Annotated in this window: 14 protein-coding genes; 5 read left to right on the top strand and 9 right to left on the bottom strand. The window is 62.4% G+C overall.

All coding sequences use genetic code 11. The features are described from left to right. Window positions 1–129: 129 nt before the first annotated feature. Window positions 130–309, bottom strand: coding sequence for a hypothetical protein (locus tag AC4PTT_RS00510; RefSeq protein WP_113153756.1), 180 nt, complete (start codon window positions 307–309; stop codon window positions 130–132). Between the two features lie 310 nt (window positions 310–619). Between AC4PTT_RS00510 and AC4PTT_RS00505 the strand changes: the two genes are divergently transcribed. Continuing rightward, window positions 620–1,540 carry a LysR family transcriptional regulator gene (locus tag AC4PTT_RS00505; RefSeq protein ID WP_206546557.1) on the top strand — a complete coding sequence of 307 codons (921 nt, stop codon included), beginning with the start codon at window positions 620–622 and terminating at the stop codon, window positions 1,538–1,540. 188 nt (window positions 1,541–1,728) lie between these two features. Here the strand turns inward: AC4PTT_RS00505 and AC4PTT_RS00500 are convergent, their stop codons facing one another. The 5 genes from AC4PTT_RS00500 to AC4PTT_RS00480 are packed head-to-tail and all read right to left on the bottom strand — an operon-like array spanning window position 1,729 to window position 7,020. Beyond that, window positions 1,729–2,556 (bottom strand): ABC transporter ATP-binding protein, encoded by an 828-nt coding sequence (locus AC4PTT_RS00500; RefSeq protein WP_113153758.1) that lies wholly within the window; start codon window positions 2,554–2,556, stop codon window positions 1,729–1,731. Beyond that, window positions 2,553–3,422: an ABC transporter ATP-binding protein gene (locus AC4PTT_RS00495; RefSeq protein WP_113153759.1), complete on the bottom strand. Its 870-nt coding sequence runs from the start codon at window positions 3,420–3,422 to the stop codon at window positions 2,553–2,555. Before AC4PTT_RS00495 ends, AC4PTT_RS00500 begins: the two co-directional genes overlap by 4 nt. A 1-nt stretch (window position 3,423) precedes the next feature. Further along, window positions 3,424–4,359 carry an ABC transporter permease subunit gene (locus AC4PTT_RS00490; protein ID WP_210343997.1) on the bottom strand — a complete coding sequence of 312 codons (936 nt, stop codon included), beginning with the start codon at window positions 4,357–4,359 and terminating at the stop codon, window positions 3,424–3,426. Window positions 4,360–4,361: 2 nt separating this feature from the next. After that, entirely contained in the window at window positions 4,362–5,366 is a 1,005-nt protein-coding gene (locus tag AC4PTT_RS00485; RefSeq protein ID WP_113153760.1) for an ABC transporter permease subunit, read from the bottom strand. A 58-nt stretch (window positions 5,367–5,424) separates the two neighbouring features. Continuing rightward, window positions 5,425–7,020: an ABC transporter substrate-binding protein gene (locus tag AC4PTT_RS00480; RefSeq protein ID WP_206546559.1), complete on the bottom strand. Its 1,596-nt coding sequence runs from the start codon at window positions 7,018–7,020 to the stop codon at window positions 5,425–5,427. Window positions 7,021–7,248: 228 nt separating this feature from the next. On the opposite strand from AC4PTT_RS00480, the gene AC4PTT_RS00475 reads away from it, so the two are divergent. Together AC4PTT_RS00475 and AC4PTT_RS00470 are read left to right on the top strand one after the other, a co-directional pair. Beyond that, entirely contained in the window at window positions 7,249–7,800 is a 552-nt protein-coding gene (locus AC4PTT_RS00475) for a DUF924 family protein (RefSeq protein WP_206546560.1), read from the top strand. A 155-nt stretch (window positions 7,801–7,955) separates the two neighbouring features. Further along, on the top strand, window positions 7,956–9,731 hold the full coding sequence (locus tag AC4PTT_RS00470) for a long-chain-fatty-acid--CoA ligase (RefSeq protein ID WP_210346649.1): 1,776 nt from the start codon (window positions 7,956–7,958) through the stop codon (window positions 9,729–9,731). A 265-nt stretch (window positions 9,732–9,996) separates the two neighbouring features. Here the strand turns inward: AC4PTT_RS00470 and AC4PTT_RS00465 are convergent, their stop codons facing one another. Both AC4PTT_RS00465 and murA read right to left on the bottom strand, forming a co-directional pair. Then, window positions 9,997–10,896: a glucosamine kinase nucleotide-binding domain-containing protein gene (locus AC4PTT_RS00465; protein WP_492161914.1), complete on the bottom strand. Its 900-nt coding sequence runs from the start codon at window positions 10,894–10,896 to the stop codon at window positions 9,997–9,999. Beyond that, window positions 10,893–12,149, bottom strand: coding sequence for a UDP-N-acetylglucosamine 1-carboxyvinyltransferase (gene murA / locus AC4PTT_RS00460; protein WP_492161913.1), 1,257 nt, complete (start codon window positions 12,147–12,149; stop codon window positions 10,893–10,895). Before murA ends, AC4PTT_RS00465 begins: the two co-directional genes overlap by 4 nt. 195 nt (window positions 12,150–12,344) lie before the next feature. On the opposite strand from murA, the gene AC4PTT_RS00455 reads away from it, so the two are divergent. Next, a complete protein-coding gene (locus tag AC4PTT_RS00455; protein ID WP_206546564.1) occupies window positions 12,345–13,196 on the top strand; it encodes a MurR/RpiR family transcriptional regulator in 852 nt (283 codons plus the stop codon). Window positions 13,197–13,209: 13 nt separating this feature from the next. On the opposite strand, the gene AC4PTT_RS00450 is transcribed toward AC4PTT_RS00455, so the two are convergent. Further along, a complete protein-coding gene (locus AC4PTT_RS00450; RefSeq protein WP_224873500.1) occupies window positions 13,210–14,166 on the bottom strand; it encodes an AraC family transcriptional regulator in 957 nt (318 codons plus the stop codon). A gap of 198 nt (window positions 14,167–14,364) precedes the next feature. On the opposite strand from AC4PTT_RS00450, the gene AC4PTT_RS00445 reads away from it, so the two are divergent. Then, window positions 14,365–14,817 carry a cupin domain-containing protein gene (locus tag AC4PTT_RS00445; RefSeq protein WP_113153768.1) on the top strand — a complete coding sequence of 151 codons (453 nt, stop codon included), beginning with the start codon at window positions 14,365–14,367 and terminating at the stop codon, window positions 14,815–14,817. Window positions 14,818–14,826: the final 9 nt, after the last annotated feature.

Here is a 14,826-nt window from a genome sequence, read left to right as displayed (position 1 = left end):
TGCGGCCGGGCGGTTGCGCCCCAAGCGAAGCGTTCTGTGTCTGAATGCAATAAGGGCCGGTTCCCGCCATCGGGACCGGCCCTTATTCGTCGTGTTCCAAAAGCGATTCGGCGCTCTGCCCTGGCAGTCTCAAACCGGATCCGCTCCACCAATCGGCGGCGTGCCCGTGGGCTTGCGCCAGATGTGCCCGATACGCGTGCCAATTGCGGTCAGGGCATGCTTGAGGACCGCCGAACGGGCCTTGTTCGCCTGCCGCGCATAGCGCTGCATTTCAGGGCTGGAACCAACGCCCACCGTGTAGTGTGACATCAGAACCTCCTTGAGAGGGTTAGCAATGTAGAGAGTCTGCGGCGGTGTGCTGCCGGTTTCGGCCGGTCAACCCATCGCTACAGTTCCTATTTGGGGTCTATGGCCGTTTTACACAATAGAAATTATTCTTCCCGTTGTGTGCGTTTATGTTACGCTGCGGGCAGGGCCATTCCCCCCTCCCCCCGGGATCAAGGGCTTTGACGCAGCAGGTCGCCGGTCGATCGAGCGTCCATCGAACCGGCCCGGCGAGCATATCCGCGCAAATCAGGCCGACCATTGCGGCCATAGGAAGAGGTCCTGACCCCAAGTCATGCGCCAGCGTCTGCCCAATCTCAACGCCGTTCGGGCGTTCGATGCCGCCGCCCGGCACCAGAGCTTCTCGCGCGCCGCCGAAGAGCTTGGCGTCACCCATGCCTCCGTCAGCCGACACATCAAGAATCTCGAAGCCGATCTCGGCATGCCGCTGTTCGAGCGGCGGCACCGGCAGGTGGCGCTCACGCCGGGTGGCGCGCGCTATGCGGAAATCGTCGCCGATGCACTGATGCTCATCTCGCTGGATACGGGCACGCGCGCCACGCGAAACGCGAAGGGCAGGGTGGTGCTGGAATCCGATTCGGATCTGGCGGCCCTCTGGCTCATGCCGCTGCTCACCGACGAAGTTCTGGAAACGCTGGGCATCGAGCTGGAACTGCGCTCCTATCCCGAGCCGCCGCGCACCATCGCGCCCGACACGGATCTGGCGCTCACCTGGGGGCGGCTCGATGTGCCGGGCTATTCGCGCGAGCCATTTCTGGATTTCACGATCTTCCCCGTCTGCACGCCGGAGCGCGCAGAGCATGTGCGCACCCACGGGCTCATCGCCAACAAGCTGATCTACGACCGGGGCGTCAACACATGGGACGAGCTTCTGCGGCGTCAGGGGTCCAGCCTCAGCGCCGCATCGGGCCATCTCATCTTTCACCGCACGCAGCTTTGTCTTGAGGCTGCTGCGCGCGGGCTTGGCGTGGCGCTTGGCGATGACGTCACGGCGGCGGCCATGCTGCGCGACGGGCGTCTGGTGCGGCCCTGCGGCCCGTCCGTGCCCGGACGCAACAGCTATTATCTCTCCTCGGTGTCGCGCGGGCCTGTCAGCCCCTCCGTCATCGCCATGCGCACATGGCTTCTGGAAAAGGCGGAGGAGCATGTGCGCTGGGCGGAAGAGGCAGGCTATGCGCTGCCGAAGAGCCCCTAGAGCAATTTCGCTGAAACGCGAAAACACCCTGGCTCTTTGTTTTAACGCGATTCCGGACGGAAAACCGGTTCCCACTTTTCCTGGAATTTGCTTTAGCCGCATTCTTTCAGGCGCCGCGCTGTGATCATAAAAAAAGCCCGGGGCCTCTGTGGTCCCGGGCTTTTCAATGTCTGTCAGGCTGAGGCGCTTCAGGCGGCCTTTTCAGCCAGCCGCTTGCGGATGCTTTCCACATCGGCGCGCGGCGTCGCTGCAAAGAGCGACCGGGTGTATTCGTGCTGCGGGTCGGAGAACACCGCATCGCGGGTTCCGTACTCCACGGCTTCGCCGAAATACATCACCATCACCTCGTCTGCGATGTAGCGCACCACCGAAAGGTCGTGGCTGATGAAGACATAGGTGAGGCCGAACTCTTCCTGAAGGTCCGCCAGAAGGTTCAGCACCTGCGCCTGCACCGAAAGATCGAGCGCGGAAACCGGCTCGTCCAGCACCAGCAGGCGTGGTCGCAGCATCAGCGCGCGCGCGATGGCGATGCGCTGGCGCTGGCCGCCCGAGAACATGTGCGGATAGCGGTTGAAGTGTTCGGCCTGCAGGCCAACCTTCAAGAGCATCTCCATGGCGCGTTCGCGCCGTTCCTGGGCAGGAACCTTCTCGTTGATGATCAGCGGCTCCATCAGAACGTCACCGATCTTCTGGCGCGGGTTCAGCGAACCATAGGGGTTCTGGAAAACGATCTGCACCTTGCGGCGCATTTCGGGATCCACGCCCTTCTTGCCGATCTCAACCGGCTTGCCGTCGATCAGCAGTTCACCGGAGGTGGGCGCATCGATCATCGTCATGATGCGGGCGAGGGTGGATTTGCCACAGCCCGATTCGCCGACGATGGCCAGCGTCTTGCCCTTCTCGACCTTCAGGTCGACGCCTTTCAGCGCATGGACGGTGCGGCCTTTTCCAAAAAAGCCGCCGCCGATGTGATAGTCGCGCGTAATGCCGCGCGTCTCCAGGACGATCTCGCTCATGGGCGGGCTCCTGTCTGCGGCGCTTCATCGAACACGAAGTCGGAGACGGTCGGCAGGCGGTCGCCCGTCGCATTCTCCGGCAGGGCCGAAAGCAGCGCCTTGGTGTAAGGGTGCTGGGGCTTTTCAAACAGCGAAAGCACGTCGGCTTCCTCCATCTTCTTGCCCTTGTACTGCACGATCACACGGTCGGCCGTTTCCGCCACCACGCCCATGTCATGGGTGATCATGATCATGCCCATGTCCTTCTCGACCTGGATCGACACCAGAAGATCGAGAATCTGCTTCTGGATCGTCACGTCGAGCGCGGTGGTCGGCTCGTCGGCGATCAGAAGCTTGGGATCACAGGCAATCGCCATGGCGATCATCACGCGCTGGCACTGGCCGCCCGACATCTGGTGCGGATAGGCGCTCAGCCTATCGGCGGCGTTGGGCAGGCCCACGGCCTCGAAGAGTTCCACCGTCCGGTCGCGCCGCTGGCGGGACGTCAGGTTGGTGTGCATCTTCAGCGTTTCATCGATCTGGAAGCCGACCGTGAAGCACGGATTGAGGCTGGCGATCGGCTCCTGGAAGATCATGGCGATGTCCTTGCCGACGATCTTGCGTCGCTCGGCAGGAGACAGGTTCATGATGTCGCGGCCCTGGAAGAGCATCGCATCCGCCTTGACCTTCGCGGTCCAGGGCAGAAGCCCCATGACCGCAAGCATCGAAACGGATTTGCCCGAGCCCGATTCGCCGACGATGGCCAGCACCTCGCGCGCATCGACGGACAGCGAAACGCCATCCACCGCACGCAGGGTGCCACCCGCCGTTTCGAACTCGACGCTCAGATTGCGGATGTCGAGAAGAGCACCGTTCTTGTTACTCATGTCACGACCTCTTCAGCTTGGGATCGAGCGCATCGCGAAGACCGTCGCCCATCAGGTTGATGGCCAGAACGGTGATCAGGATGGCGAGACCCGGGAAGGTGACGACCCACCAGGCGCGCAGGATGAACTCGCGCGCTTCGGCCAGCATCGTGCCCCATTCGGGTGTGGGCGGCTGTGCGCCCATGCCCAGGAAGCCCAGCGCCGCCGCATCAAGGATCGCGGCCGAGAAGGAGAGGGCCGCCTGCACGATCAGCGGTGCGGTACAGTTCGGCAGGATGGTCTTGAACATCAGCCGGATGTTGCCCGCGCCGGCAACGCGTGCCGCCGTCACATAGTCGCGTCCCTTCTCCGACATCACCGCAGCGCGCGTCAGGCGCACATAGTGCGGCTGCTGCACAAGCGCGATGGCGATCATCGCGTTGACGAGGCCCGGGCCCAGAATGGCGACCAGAACCAGCGCCAGAAGCAGCGACGGGAAGGCGAGGATGATGTCCATCACGCGCATGATGACCGTGTCTACCGCGCCGCGGAAATAACCGGCGATGAGGCCGATCAGAATACCCACGGAGACGGCGACCGACACCACCACCACGCCGATGAACAGCGAGAAGCGCGCGCCATAGATCAGGCGTGAAAGCACGTCGCGGCCCACGGCGTCGGTGCCGAGGATGAACGACCAGTTGCCGCCCTCCTCCCAGACCGGCGGCAGCAGGAAGAAGCCGCGGTTCTGCATGGTCGGGCTGTGCGGTGCAAGCACCGGCGCGAAAATGGCGATCAGAACGATTGCGATGAAGACATAGAGGCCGATCACGGCGCCACGGTTCTGGCTGAAATAGTACCAGAACTCCGCAAGACGGGCGCGCCGTGAGACCGCGATGACCGTGCCGCCTTCGAGACCGACGGCGGCATTCGGGTCTTTTGTGTTTGTCGAGGTCATGGTCAGTGCCTGATTCTCGGATTGATCAGACCGTAGAGGACGTCCACGATCAGGTTCACGATCATGATGATGGCGGCAATGAGCAGAAGTCCGCCCTGCACCACCGCATAATCGCGCTTGAACACGCTATCGACCATCCACTTGCCGATGCCCGGCCAGGAGAAGATCGTCTCGGTCAGAATGGCGCCTGCGAGCAGCACACCCACCTGGAGACCAATGGTGGTCACCACGGGGATAAGAGCGTTGCGCAGCGCGTGCAGGCCGATCACCCGGCGGGGCGGAAGGCCCTTCGAGCGCGCCGTGCGCACATAGTCCTCGCCAAGCACTTCAAGCATGGCCGAGCGCGTCTGGCGGGCGATCACCGCAAGCGGGATCGTGGCCAGCACGATGGTCGGCAGGATGAGGTGCGAAACCGCCGATTTGAAGGCGCCGGGCTGGCCCGACAGAAGACTGTCGATCAGCATGAAGCCGGTCACGGGCGGGAAGAAGTAGAGCAGCGAGATACGGCCTGACACCGGCGTCCAGCCAAGAATGCCGGAGAACAGGATGATCAGCAGCAGACCCCACCAGAAGATCGGCATGGAATAGCCGACAAGGGCCGCACCCATCACCGTCTGGTCGAGCCAGGAGCCGCGCTTGACGGCGGCGATGACGCCGACGGGAACGCCGATGGCAATCGCCACGATGATCGCGGACAGCGACAGTTCCAGCGTGGCCGGGAACAGCGTCAGGAACTCCTGAAGCACCGGGCGCTTGGTGACGATGGAGGTGCCGAAATCACCCTGCAGCAGGTCCGTCATGTAATGGAAATACTGAACGAACAGCGGCTGGTCGAACCCGTAGAGCGACTGAAGCTGCTGGTAGCGCTCCTCGCTCATGCCGCGTTCGCCGGCGAGAAGCATGATCGGATCGCCTGGCAGGAGGCGGATGAAGGCAAAGGCAACAATGGAGACCCCGATGAATGTGGGGATCAGCAGCGCCAGCCGTGAAAGAAAGAAACGGAGCATCTAATACACGACCGGCGACAGCTCGCGCTGCCGCCGGTTCCTGTCTCTGTTGTGGGGCCTACTCGGCGAGGTCTACGCCTTCAAAGGCGTGGCCACCGAGCGGGTCCATCTTGTAGCCGGTGACTTCCTTGCGCATCGGCATGTGAACCACGGAGTGCGCAATGGTTGCCCAGGGTGCTTCGCGCTTGAAGACGACCTGGGCCTCTTCATAGAGCTTGGCGCGCTCGTCCTGCGAGGAAAGCGTCTTGGCCTTCTGGATCAGACCCTCGAACTCCTCGTTGCACCACTGGGCGCGGTTGGAGCCGCCAACACCGTCACAGCCGAGCAGCACGGCGAGGAAGTTGTCCGGATCGCCATTGTCGCCGGTCCAGCCGAGCAGCACTGCGCCGTCGCGGTCTTCCTCCTTGGAGCGCTCGAGATACTCACCCCATTCGAAGGAGACGATCTCGACATTGACGCCGACCTTGGAGAAGTCTTCCTGGATCAGCTCTGCCATGCGGCGTGCGTTCGGGTTGTACGGACGCTGAACGGGCATCGCCCAGATCTTCATGGAGAGATCCGTAACGCCTGCTTCCTCAAGCATCTTCTTCGATGCTTCCGGATCGTAGGCGTCGTCTTCAACGGCGTTGTTGTACGACCACATTGTCGGCGGGATCGGGTTCTTGGCTGCCTGACCGGCGCCCTGGAACACGGCGTCGAGAATGGCTTCCTTGTTGATCGCCGAGTTCAGCGCCTTGCGGACCTTCGCATTGTCGAAGGGCGCAACCTTGGTGTTGTAAGCCAGGTAGCCGACATTCAGGCCTTCCTGCTCGTCAACCTTCAGCGCATCGTTTGCCTTCAGGCTCTCGATGTCGGCCGGGTTCGGGTAAGGCGTGATGTGGCACTCGCCTGCGATCAGCTTCTGCTGGCGCACGGAGGCTTCGGTGGTGATGGCGAACACCAGATCGTCGATCGGCTGCTTGCCGTTCCAGTAGTCCGGATGCGCCTTGTAGCGGATCACGGCGTCGGGCTGGTAAGCCACGAACTGGAAGGGGCCGGTGCCGACGGGCTTCTGGTTCAGGTCAGACATGGTGCCGGCTTCTGCGAGCTGGTCAGCATATTCTTTCGAGAAGATGGAGGCGAAGTCCATGGCCAGGTTGGCGATGAACGGTGCTTCCGGGCGGTTCAGCACGAACTTGACCGTGTAGTCATCGACCTTGTCGATGGACTTGATCAGGTCCGGCATGGACATGCCGTTGAAGTATTCCCAGGACGCGCCCTCGACATAGGCGTTGTACGGGTGGTCCTTGCTGTACTGACGGTTGAAGGAGAACAGCACGTCGTCAGCGTTGAAGTCGCGGCTCGGCGTGAAGAAGTCCGTGGTGTGGAACTTGACGCCTTCGCGAAGCTTGAAGGTGACCTCAAGACCATCGTCGGAAACTTCCCAGCTCTCTGCAAGGCCCGGAACAGTCTTCGTCGTACCCGGCTCGAACTGCACGAGACGGTTGTAGACGGGCTTCGACGACGCGTCGAACGTGGTGCCTGCGGTGTAGAGCGCCGGATCAAAGCCTTCCGGGCTTCCTTCCGAGCAATAGACAAGCGTCTTGGCGCTGGCAGCGCCGCTCAGAACCGTGGCGGCAAGCAGCGCAGCCGCAAAGGTCGTTTTGGTTTTCATTGAGGTCTCCCTAACTCTCGCATGAGCCTGCTTATGAGGCCCTGGAAGCCGGCATATAAGCAAAGATCGAAAGGTGAGGGAACTCCCTCGATCACTTTCACGCCGCAAATGCAACTTTTTGTCGAATCAGTCTTGATGGGCGCAACAAATCTCCATCCAGGATATTGTAGTATAGGTCCCGCAAGGACCATATGCATAAGCATACCGTTATTTCGAGGAGAGAACCGCATGGGCGAAAACTGGCAAGACGAGGTTCTGGACTTCTGGTTCGGCACGCTGACGCCCAGGGACTGGTTCACCGTCAGTGAAGAGACGGACGCGCTGATCCGCGAGCGCTTCGGCGCGCTGCACGAACAGCTCGTGCAGAAGCTGCCTGAAAATGTGAAGACCGATCCAAAGGCCGCTCTGGCCGCCGTGATCGTACTCGATCAGTTCCCGCGCAACATCCATCGGCGTCAGCCCGGCGCGTTCTCCTCGGATGAACTCGCCATCGAGGTCGCAGCGCAGGCCATCGAGAAAGGCTTCGACGATGGGATGGACGAGCGCGAGCGGCAATTCCTCTACATGCCCTACATGCACTCCGAAGTGCTTGCGGATCAGGAGCGCGCGGTGATGCTGTTCCGTTCGCTCGGGCAGGAAGAGGCGCTGAAATTCGCCATCGAGCACCGCGACATCGTTGCGCGCTTTGGCCGGTTTCCGCATCGAAACCGGGTGCTTGGCCGCGAGAGCGGGCCGGAAGAGCTGGCGTTTCTCGAAGAGCATGAAGGCTATGGACAGTGATGCCGTCCCCCGCCTTGCTCCGGGCAGAGCCGCAGTGAAGCCGTGCGCCCGCCCTTTCTTTCAAATACGGTTGGCCTTTCAAAAACGCTTGGCGTTGCGTTTTTTGTTACGTGAACGTAAACGTTATAGCTGGGTTTTCTTTCTGGGAGGAACAGTTGTCTAAAAGCGCAAAGACGACCGCCAAGGGCGAGAAGACCGTCGCCCCCACGGCGGAGCCCGCCAAAAGCGCCAAAACGGCGGCCAAAAAGACAAAAAATACCGGGGCGGATTTTCCGCGCCCCTGGGTCGATCATTACCCCGAAGGCGTTCCCGCCGAGATGGGGGACTATCCGTTCGCGTCGCTGGGCGATCTTCTGGTCGATGCCTGCAAGGCCCATGGCGACCGTCCGGCTTTCACCTGCATGGGCAAGGCGCTCAGTTATCGCGCGCTTGATGCGCTGTCGGAGCGCTTCGCCGCCTATCTCCAGTCGCTTGGACTGAAGCCCGGCGCGCGCGTTGCGCTGATGATGCCCAATGTCCTGCAATATCCCGTCGCCATGATGGCGGTGCTGCGGGCCGGTTACGTGGTGGTCAACGTCAATCCGCTCTACACGCCGCGCGAGCTTGAGCATCAGCTCAACGACGCCGGGGCCGAGGCCATCGTCATCCTTGAGAATTTCGCCCACACGCTTCAGGCCGTCGCGGCAAGAACGACGGTCAAGCATGTGGTCGTGGCCTCGATGGGCGATCTTCTGGGGCTCAAGGGCTTCATCGTCAATCTGGTCGTGCGCCGGGTGAAGAAGATGGTGCCGGCCTGGTCGCTGCCGGGGCATGTTTCCTTCAACGATGCGCTGAAGCGCGGCGCATCAAAGGGCTTCAAGCCGGTCAATGTGACACTGTCCGACAATGCGTTCCTGCAATATACGGGGGGCACGACGGGCGTTTCCAAGGGCGCGACGCTGCTGCACAGCAATGTCATGGCCAATGTGATCCAGAACGAATTGTGGTTCCGCAGCGCCTATATCGGCAAGCCGAAGCCCGAAGCGCCGGTGCTCATCTGCGCGCTGCCGCTCTATCACATCTACGCGCTCACGGTGAACGCGCTGATGGGCATGAAGCTGGGCGGCAACAATGTGCTGATCCCCAATCCGCGTGATATCCCGGCCTTCGTGAAGGAGCTGCAGAGCTTCGACTTCCACATTTTCCCGGGCCTCAACACGCTGTTCAACGCGCTCCTCAACAATGAGGATTTCCGCAAGCTTCCCTTCAAGAGCCTTCTTGTCACCTTCGGCGGCGGCATGGCGGTGCAGCGCGGCGTTGCCGAACGCTGGCAGGAGCTGACGGGCTGTGTCATTTCACAGGGCTACGGCCTGTCGGAAACCTCTCCGGTCGCAACCGTCAACAGCTTCGACGCGAAGGAATTCACCGGAACGATCGGCTATCCGGTTCCCTCGACCGACATCACCATTCGCGATGACAACGGCAAGGATCTGCCCGGCGGCAAGGTCGGCGAGATCTGCATTCGCGGCCCGCAGGTCATGGCCGGTTACTGGAACCGCCCGGACGAGACCGCCAAGGTGATGACGGAGGATGGTTTCTTCCGGTCGGGCGACATGGGCACCATGGCCGAAGACGGTCAGGTCACCATTGTCGACCGCAAGAAGGACATGATCGTGGTGTCCGGCTTCAAGGTCTTCCCCAATGAGGTGGAAGAGGTGGTCGCTGGTCATCCCGGCGTTCTGGAAGCGGCCATTGTCGGGGTCGAGGACGAGCATTCGGGCGAGGTGCCCAAGCTCTTCGTTGTCCGCAAGGACGCAAACCTCACCGAGGCGGACCTGAAGAAGTTCTGCAAGGAAAACCTCACCGGCTACAAGCGTCCGAAATATGTCGAGTTCCGCGACGATCTGCCGAAATCCAATGTCGGCAAGATCCTGCGCAAGGAACTGCGCTGAACAGGATGGCCCGCGCCCGGTGCGCGGGCCTCGCTTCTTGAGGGCGGCATGCGGTGATTTCGTGGCAGCAGCGCTGTGCGTGGTTCGACAGGCTCACCATGAGGGAGGAACATACCTTGCGGAAAGGGGACTGTGTTTAGGTGCCCTCTTTTCCAAGGTGCCTGGATCAGGCATGCAGCCAGCGTCCTCCCTCATGGTGAGCCTGTCGAACCACGCACCGCGTTGATGCAACGCGGTTGTACGGTTCAACCCAACCGTGATGCGCCTAAAGCGCTGCCCGCCCCTCCGCCGCCCGGCGCGCCAGAATGATCGCGCCATCCACGGCGTCGCCATCGGCGGGTTTCAGCCGCCGGCGCACATCGGGCGAGAGCCAGGGTTCCAGCGGCCCCGAGAGACCACCCAGAAGCGTCACGCGCGGTGCGCCCTGATCGAAAAGCGTGCGCACCAGCATGTCGATCTGCGCCGCCGCATCCTGCACGATGCGCCGGGCTGCCGCGTCCCCCTGATCTGCGTGGCGCAGCACCATGGGCGCAAAGGTGGCGTAGTCGGTGGCGGTGGCCCGATCCATCCACGCGATAACCTCGGCGGGATCATCGTCAAACCGGCGCATGAGTTCCGTCAGCAGCGCGCTGTTGGGGATGCGCCCGTCATGCCCCTGAAGGGCTGCGCGCACGGCGTTGAGACCCATATCCGCGCCACTGCCTTCATCGGAAATCGGAAAGCCATAACCGCCGATGCGCAGCCGTCTTCCTTCCACGAGACCAAGCCCGACAGACCCGGTACCGGCAATCGCAATGGCCCCGTCGAGGCCCGAATGCGCACCCAGACAGGCCGTGTCGCTGTCGCTGGCGAAAACGATGCCGGCAAATGGATGCGGCAGCGCCTCAAAGGCTTCAACCGCGCCCTTGCGGCGCATGCCGGCAAGGCCGACGCCGGCATATGTGCGGGCAGTCTGCGCGTCGCCAAAACCCGCTTCCTCGATGGCGGCCTCGAAGGCGCGCCGCACCGAGGCCCAGGCCTCATTGACGCCAAGCCGGGTGGTTGCAGGGCCTGACAGGCCCTGTCCGAGCACCGCGCCCCGTGCATCCTCGATGCGCGCCCGACAACCCGTGCCGCCGCCATCGACGCCAAGATAAAAGCGCTCCTGCGCCTGCGATCCACTCATGCCCGCAACCGTTCGATATCCGCGCCGCACTGCGCCAGCTTGCGGTCGAGTTGTTCATAGCCCCGGTCGATATGGTAGACGCGGTTGATGACGGTTTCCCCTTCGGCTGCCAGCGCCGCCAGCACAAGGCAGACCGAGGCGCGCAGATCCGTCGCCATCACCTGTGCGCCCTTGAGCGGTCGCCCGCCGCGCACCACGGCGGTGGTGCCCTGAAGCGCGATGTCGGCCCCGAGCCGCGTCAGTTCCGGCACATGCATGAAGCGGTTTTCAAAGATCGTCTCGCGGAACAGCGAGGTGCCTTCCGCGCAGCAGGCAAGCGCCATGTACTGCGCCTGAAGATCGGTCGGAAAGCCGGGATAGGGTTCGGTGGTCAGGTCCGCCGTGCGCAGGGGCGCGTTTCTTGAAACGACCAGCCCCCGGTCGCTCGGCCACACATTCACCCCCATCACCTCCAGCGCCTGGATTACGGCAGCGAGGTTCTCCATGCGTGCATTGACCAGCTCCAGCGCTCCGCCGGTGATGGCCGCAGCCACCGCATAGGTGCCCGCCTCGATGCGGTCGGGAATGATGTGATGCGCCGCTGCGCGCCACGCCGTGTCGCCTTCAATGATGATGCGGTGCGTTCCCGCTCCCTCGATCTTCGCGCCCATGGCGTTCAGGCAGGCGGCGAGGTCGGCCACTTCCGGTTCGCGCGCAGCGTTCAGGATCTCCGTTTCGCCGCGCGCCGTGGTCGCCGCCATCATGGTGGTCTCGGTCGCGCCCACCGAGGGCGAGCTCAGGATCACGCGCGTGCCCTTGAGGCCGTCACTCGCGCGGGCGACGATCAGGCCGCCCTCCATGTCGATTTCCGCGCCGAGCATTTCAAGCGCCTTCAGATGCATGTCCACGGGCCGCGCGCCGATGGCGCAGCCACCCGGCAGCGAAACCCGCGCCACGCCGAAGCGCGCCAGAAGCGGTCCCAGAAACAGAACCGTGGCGCGCATCCTGCGCACGGTCTCATAGGAGACTTCGCGCGCCGCGATCTCTTTGGCGTCGATGGTGGCGCAATGCGCGTTGCGGGTCACCTTCGCGCCGTAGAGTTCTGCGACGCACAGCATGTTCTCCACGTCGGAAACCAGCGGCAGGTTTGAAAGCTCAACCGGGTGCGGGCTCAGAAGCGCCGCTGCGATCTGCGGCAGGGCTGCGTTTTTTGCCCCGGCAATGGCGACGGTGCCGTGAAGAGGCTTTCCGCCTGTTATTCTCAGTCTGTCCATGATTGCTGTTCCGGTAACACCGTGTGGCGAAGGGCCAGTCTCTACGGGCGAATTCCTTTGATCAAGCCCTCTTGGGAATATATTATTCCATACCGTAATTCCTTCGGGATTCCCCTGGCAGCGAAATTCATCTAGTTTCGCGCCCCAGTCTCATGCCCGGCCGCATTTCCGGCCCTGCGCCCACGAAAGGAAGCCATGTCCGTCCTGAAGATCATCGACGCGCAGCTTGAGACGATGGCTCCGGCCGATCGGCAGATCGGGCAGTTCATCATCGACAATCCCGACCGGGTGCTCAGGCTTTCATCGGCAGCCCTTGCCGAAGAGACGGGCCGCAGCCAGTCGAGCGTGGTGAAATTCAGTCAGAAGCTCGGGTTTTCCGGCTATCAGGATCTGAAGCTGGCCGTCAGCAAGGCCAAGGCGCAGGAATGGCAGGTGCCGCCGGGCATGATCCACTCGACCATCGAGATGGGCGACAGCCATGCCACGATTTCGCAGAAGCTGATCAGCAGCAAGCTTCTGTCAATGCAGCAGACGCTGGCCGCCAATCACGAGCCGGAGATCGTCCGGGCGCTTGATGCGCTCGACAGTGCGCGCCGCATCCACATTGCCGGCGTCGGCGCTTCGTCGCTGGTGGCGCGTGACTTCTCCTACAAGCTGCAAAAGCTTGGCCGCAACGCGCTGCATGACAGCGACAGCCATGTGCAGATGGCCAATGTCTCGACACTGCGCGAAGAGGATGTGCTGTTCGCGCTTTCCTATTCAGGAACCAGCATCGAGACCGTGCGCATTGCCGAACTCGCCAAAGCGCGTGGTGCGACCGTCATTTCCGTCACGGGTCTTCAGCAGAACCCGCTGATGCGCGCCGCCGACATTCGTCTGCACACGGTGGCCGATGAAGAGCGGGTGCGCTCCTCGGCCATCACTTCGCGCGATGCGCAGCTCACGCTGATGGATTTCCTGTTCATCCTGATCCTGCAGCGGCAGCCGGACGCGGCCGATTACGTTCACAACAGTGAGGCTTCGGTGTCCGCGCTGAAAATGCCGTAGGCAAAACAGGCCGTCAGTAAGCGGCGCGGCGCGCCGTGTCGCTGGGGCGTTCGCCGAATGTTTTTCTGTAGTCGGCGGCAAAGCGTCCGAGATGGGTGAAGCCCCAGTGCAGGGCCGTTTCCGTTACCGACACGTCGCCCTGCGCATTCTCCAGATCGAACCGCACACGGCACAGCCGTTCATGCGTCAGCGCATGCATGGGCGACATGCCGTGCGCGCGCTTGTAGGCAAGCTGCAGCGCCCGCGCTCCAACGCCGGAGGCGGCGGCAATCTCGGTCAGCGTGACCGGGCGGTGGGCATTGGCCCGGATGAAGTCGTCCGCGCGTTTCACCTGGCGGGGCGCTGCCTCCTGCGGCCTGTCGAAAAAGGGCGAGAGATTGTTGGGCTGGAGCCTGAGAAGCGCTTCGAGAATGCGCTGCTCGTTGAAGGCGGCGCACAGGCTGAAGGCCTTTTGCTCGCGCGCATCGGCGGCGCGAAACATGGCGTTGACCAGATAGCGCCAGGCGGAAAGCTCGGGCCGGGTGAAGTCGATCACCGGGTCAAACACGAGTGGCCCCGGCAGGCTGCGCTCGCACAGCTGCTCGGCGAAATCCATGAACGAGGCCTTGTGGATCTGCACCAGAACCTGCTCGCACCCCGCCCACCAGCGCATGGTGGTTTCGCGGTCGGCGTTGAGCAGCGAGGCGGTTTCGCCATCGGTCAGAAACTCCCGCCGGTTGTGCTTGATCGTGGCGCAGCCGGAGATCGGAAGCTGAATGAGATAGAAGGTTTCCAGCGCGCCGGGATCGATCAGCACATCGGCGCCATAGCTGATGTAGTTGAGTGAGATGAGGCGTCCGGGCTGGTGGTGATGCGCGGCGCGAAACTGCCCGCCACCGACCACTTCAAGCCGATGGTTGCAGAATTTCCGGGCGACCTTCTCCCGCGCGCAGTCCAAATCGTCCGATTGAAACAGGACGTGGCTGGACAACGGGTGGCCGCCCCACTCCTCCCGGGCGATCACCATTCCCGGAGTTTAGCAGGCGCTGCGGTTTCGCCAAGAACCGTCTCGTTTTCGGGAAAAATGCGGTCATTTTTTTTCGTTTTTCGGATATTCGCTGCGGTTTCCGGATATTCTTTCGCCCTCCCTCGGCGCACCATGAGCCTCTGTGATCAAGGGAGGAACATCATGGAAAAGGAACTCGAAAAGGGCGTCACCGCGAATGGCGAGGGCTATGCCGGCACGGAATGGAACATTCTGGGCCAGGTCTATTTCCCCAAGGCCACCTGCGATTCCACCTTCGCATTCGAAACCAACAGCGACCCGGGCCAGTTCGTGCCCGTTCACGTTCACCCCACCCAGGAAGAGTTCATTTTGGTGCAGGAGGGCGAGCTGGACCTGAAGCTTGACGGCAAGTGGATGAAGGCGAAGGCCGGCGACCTGGTGCGCATGCCGCGCGGCGTTCCGCATGGCTATTTCAACAAGTCCGACAAGCCGGCCCGCGCGCTCTTCTGGGTGTCGCCGGCGCGCAAACTCGAAGCCCTGTTCGAGAAGCTGCACAACATGACCGACCCGGAGGAAGTGGTGAAGGTCTCAGCGCTTCACGAAGTGGACTTCCTGCCGCCGGAAGCAAACGACTAGAGCGTTTCA

Source organism: Nitratireductor sp. WH36-1 (assembly GCF_058725515.1).
This window is presented reverse-complemented; position numbering and strand designations above follow the sequence as displayed.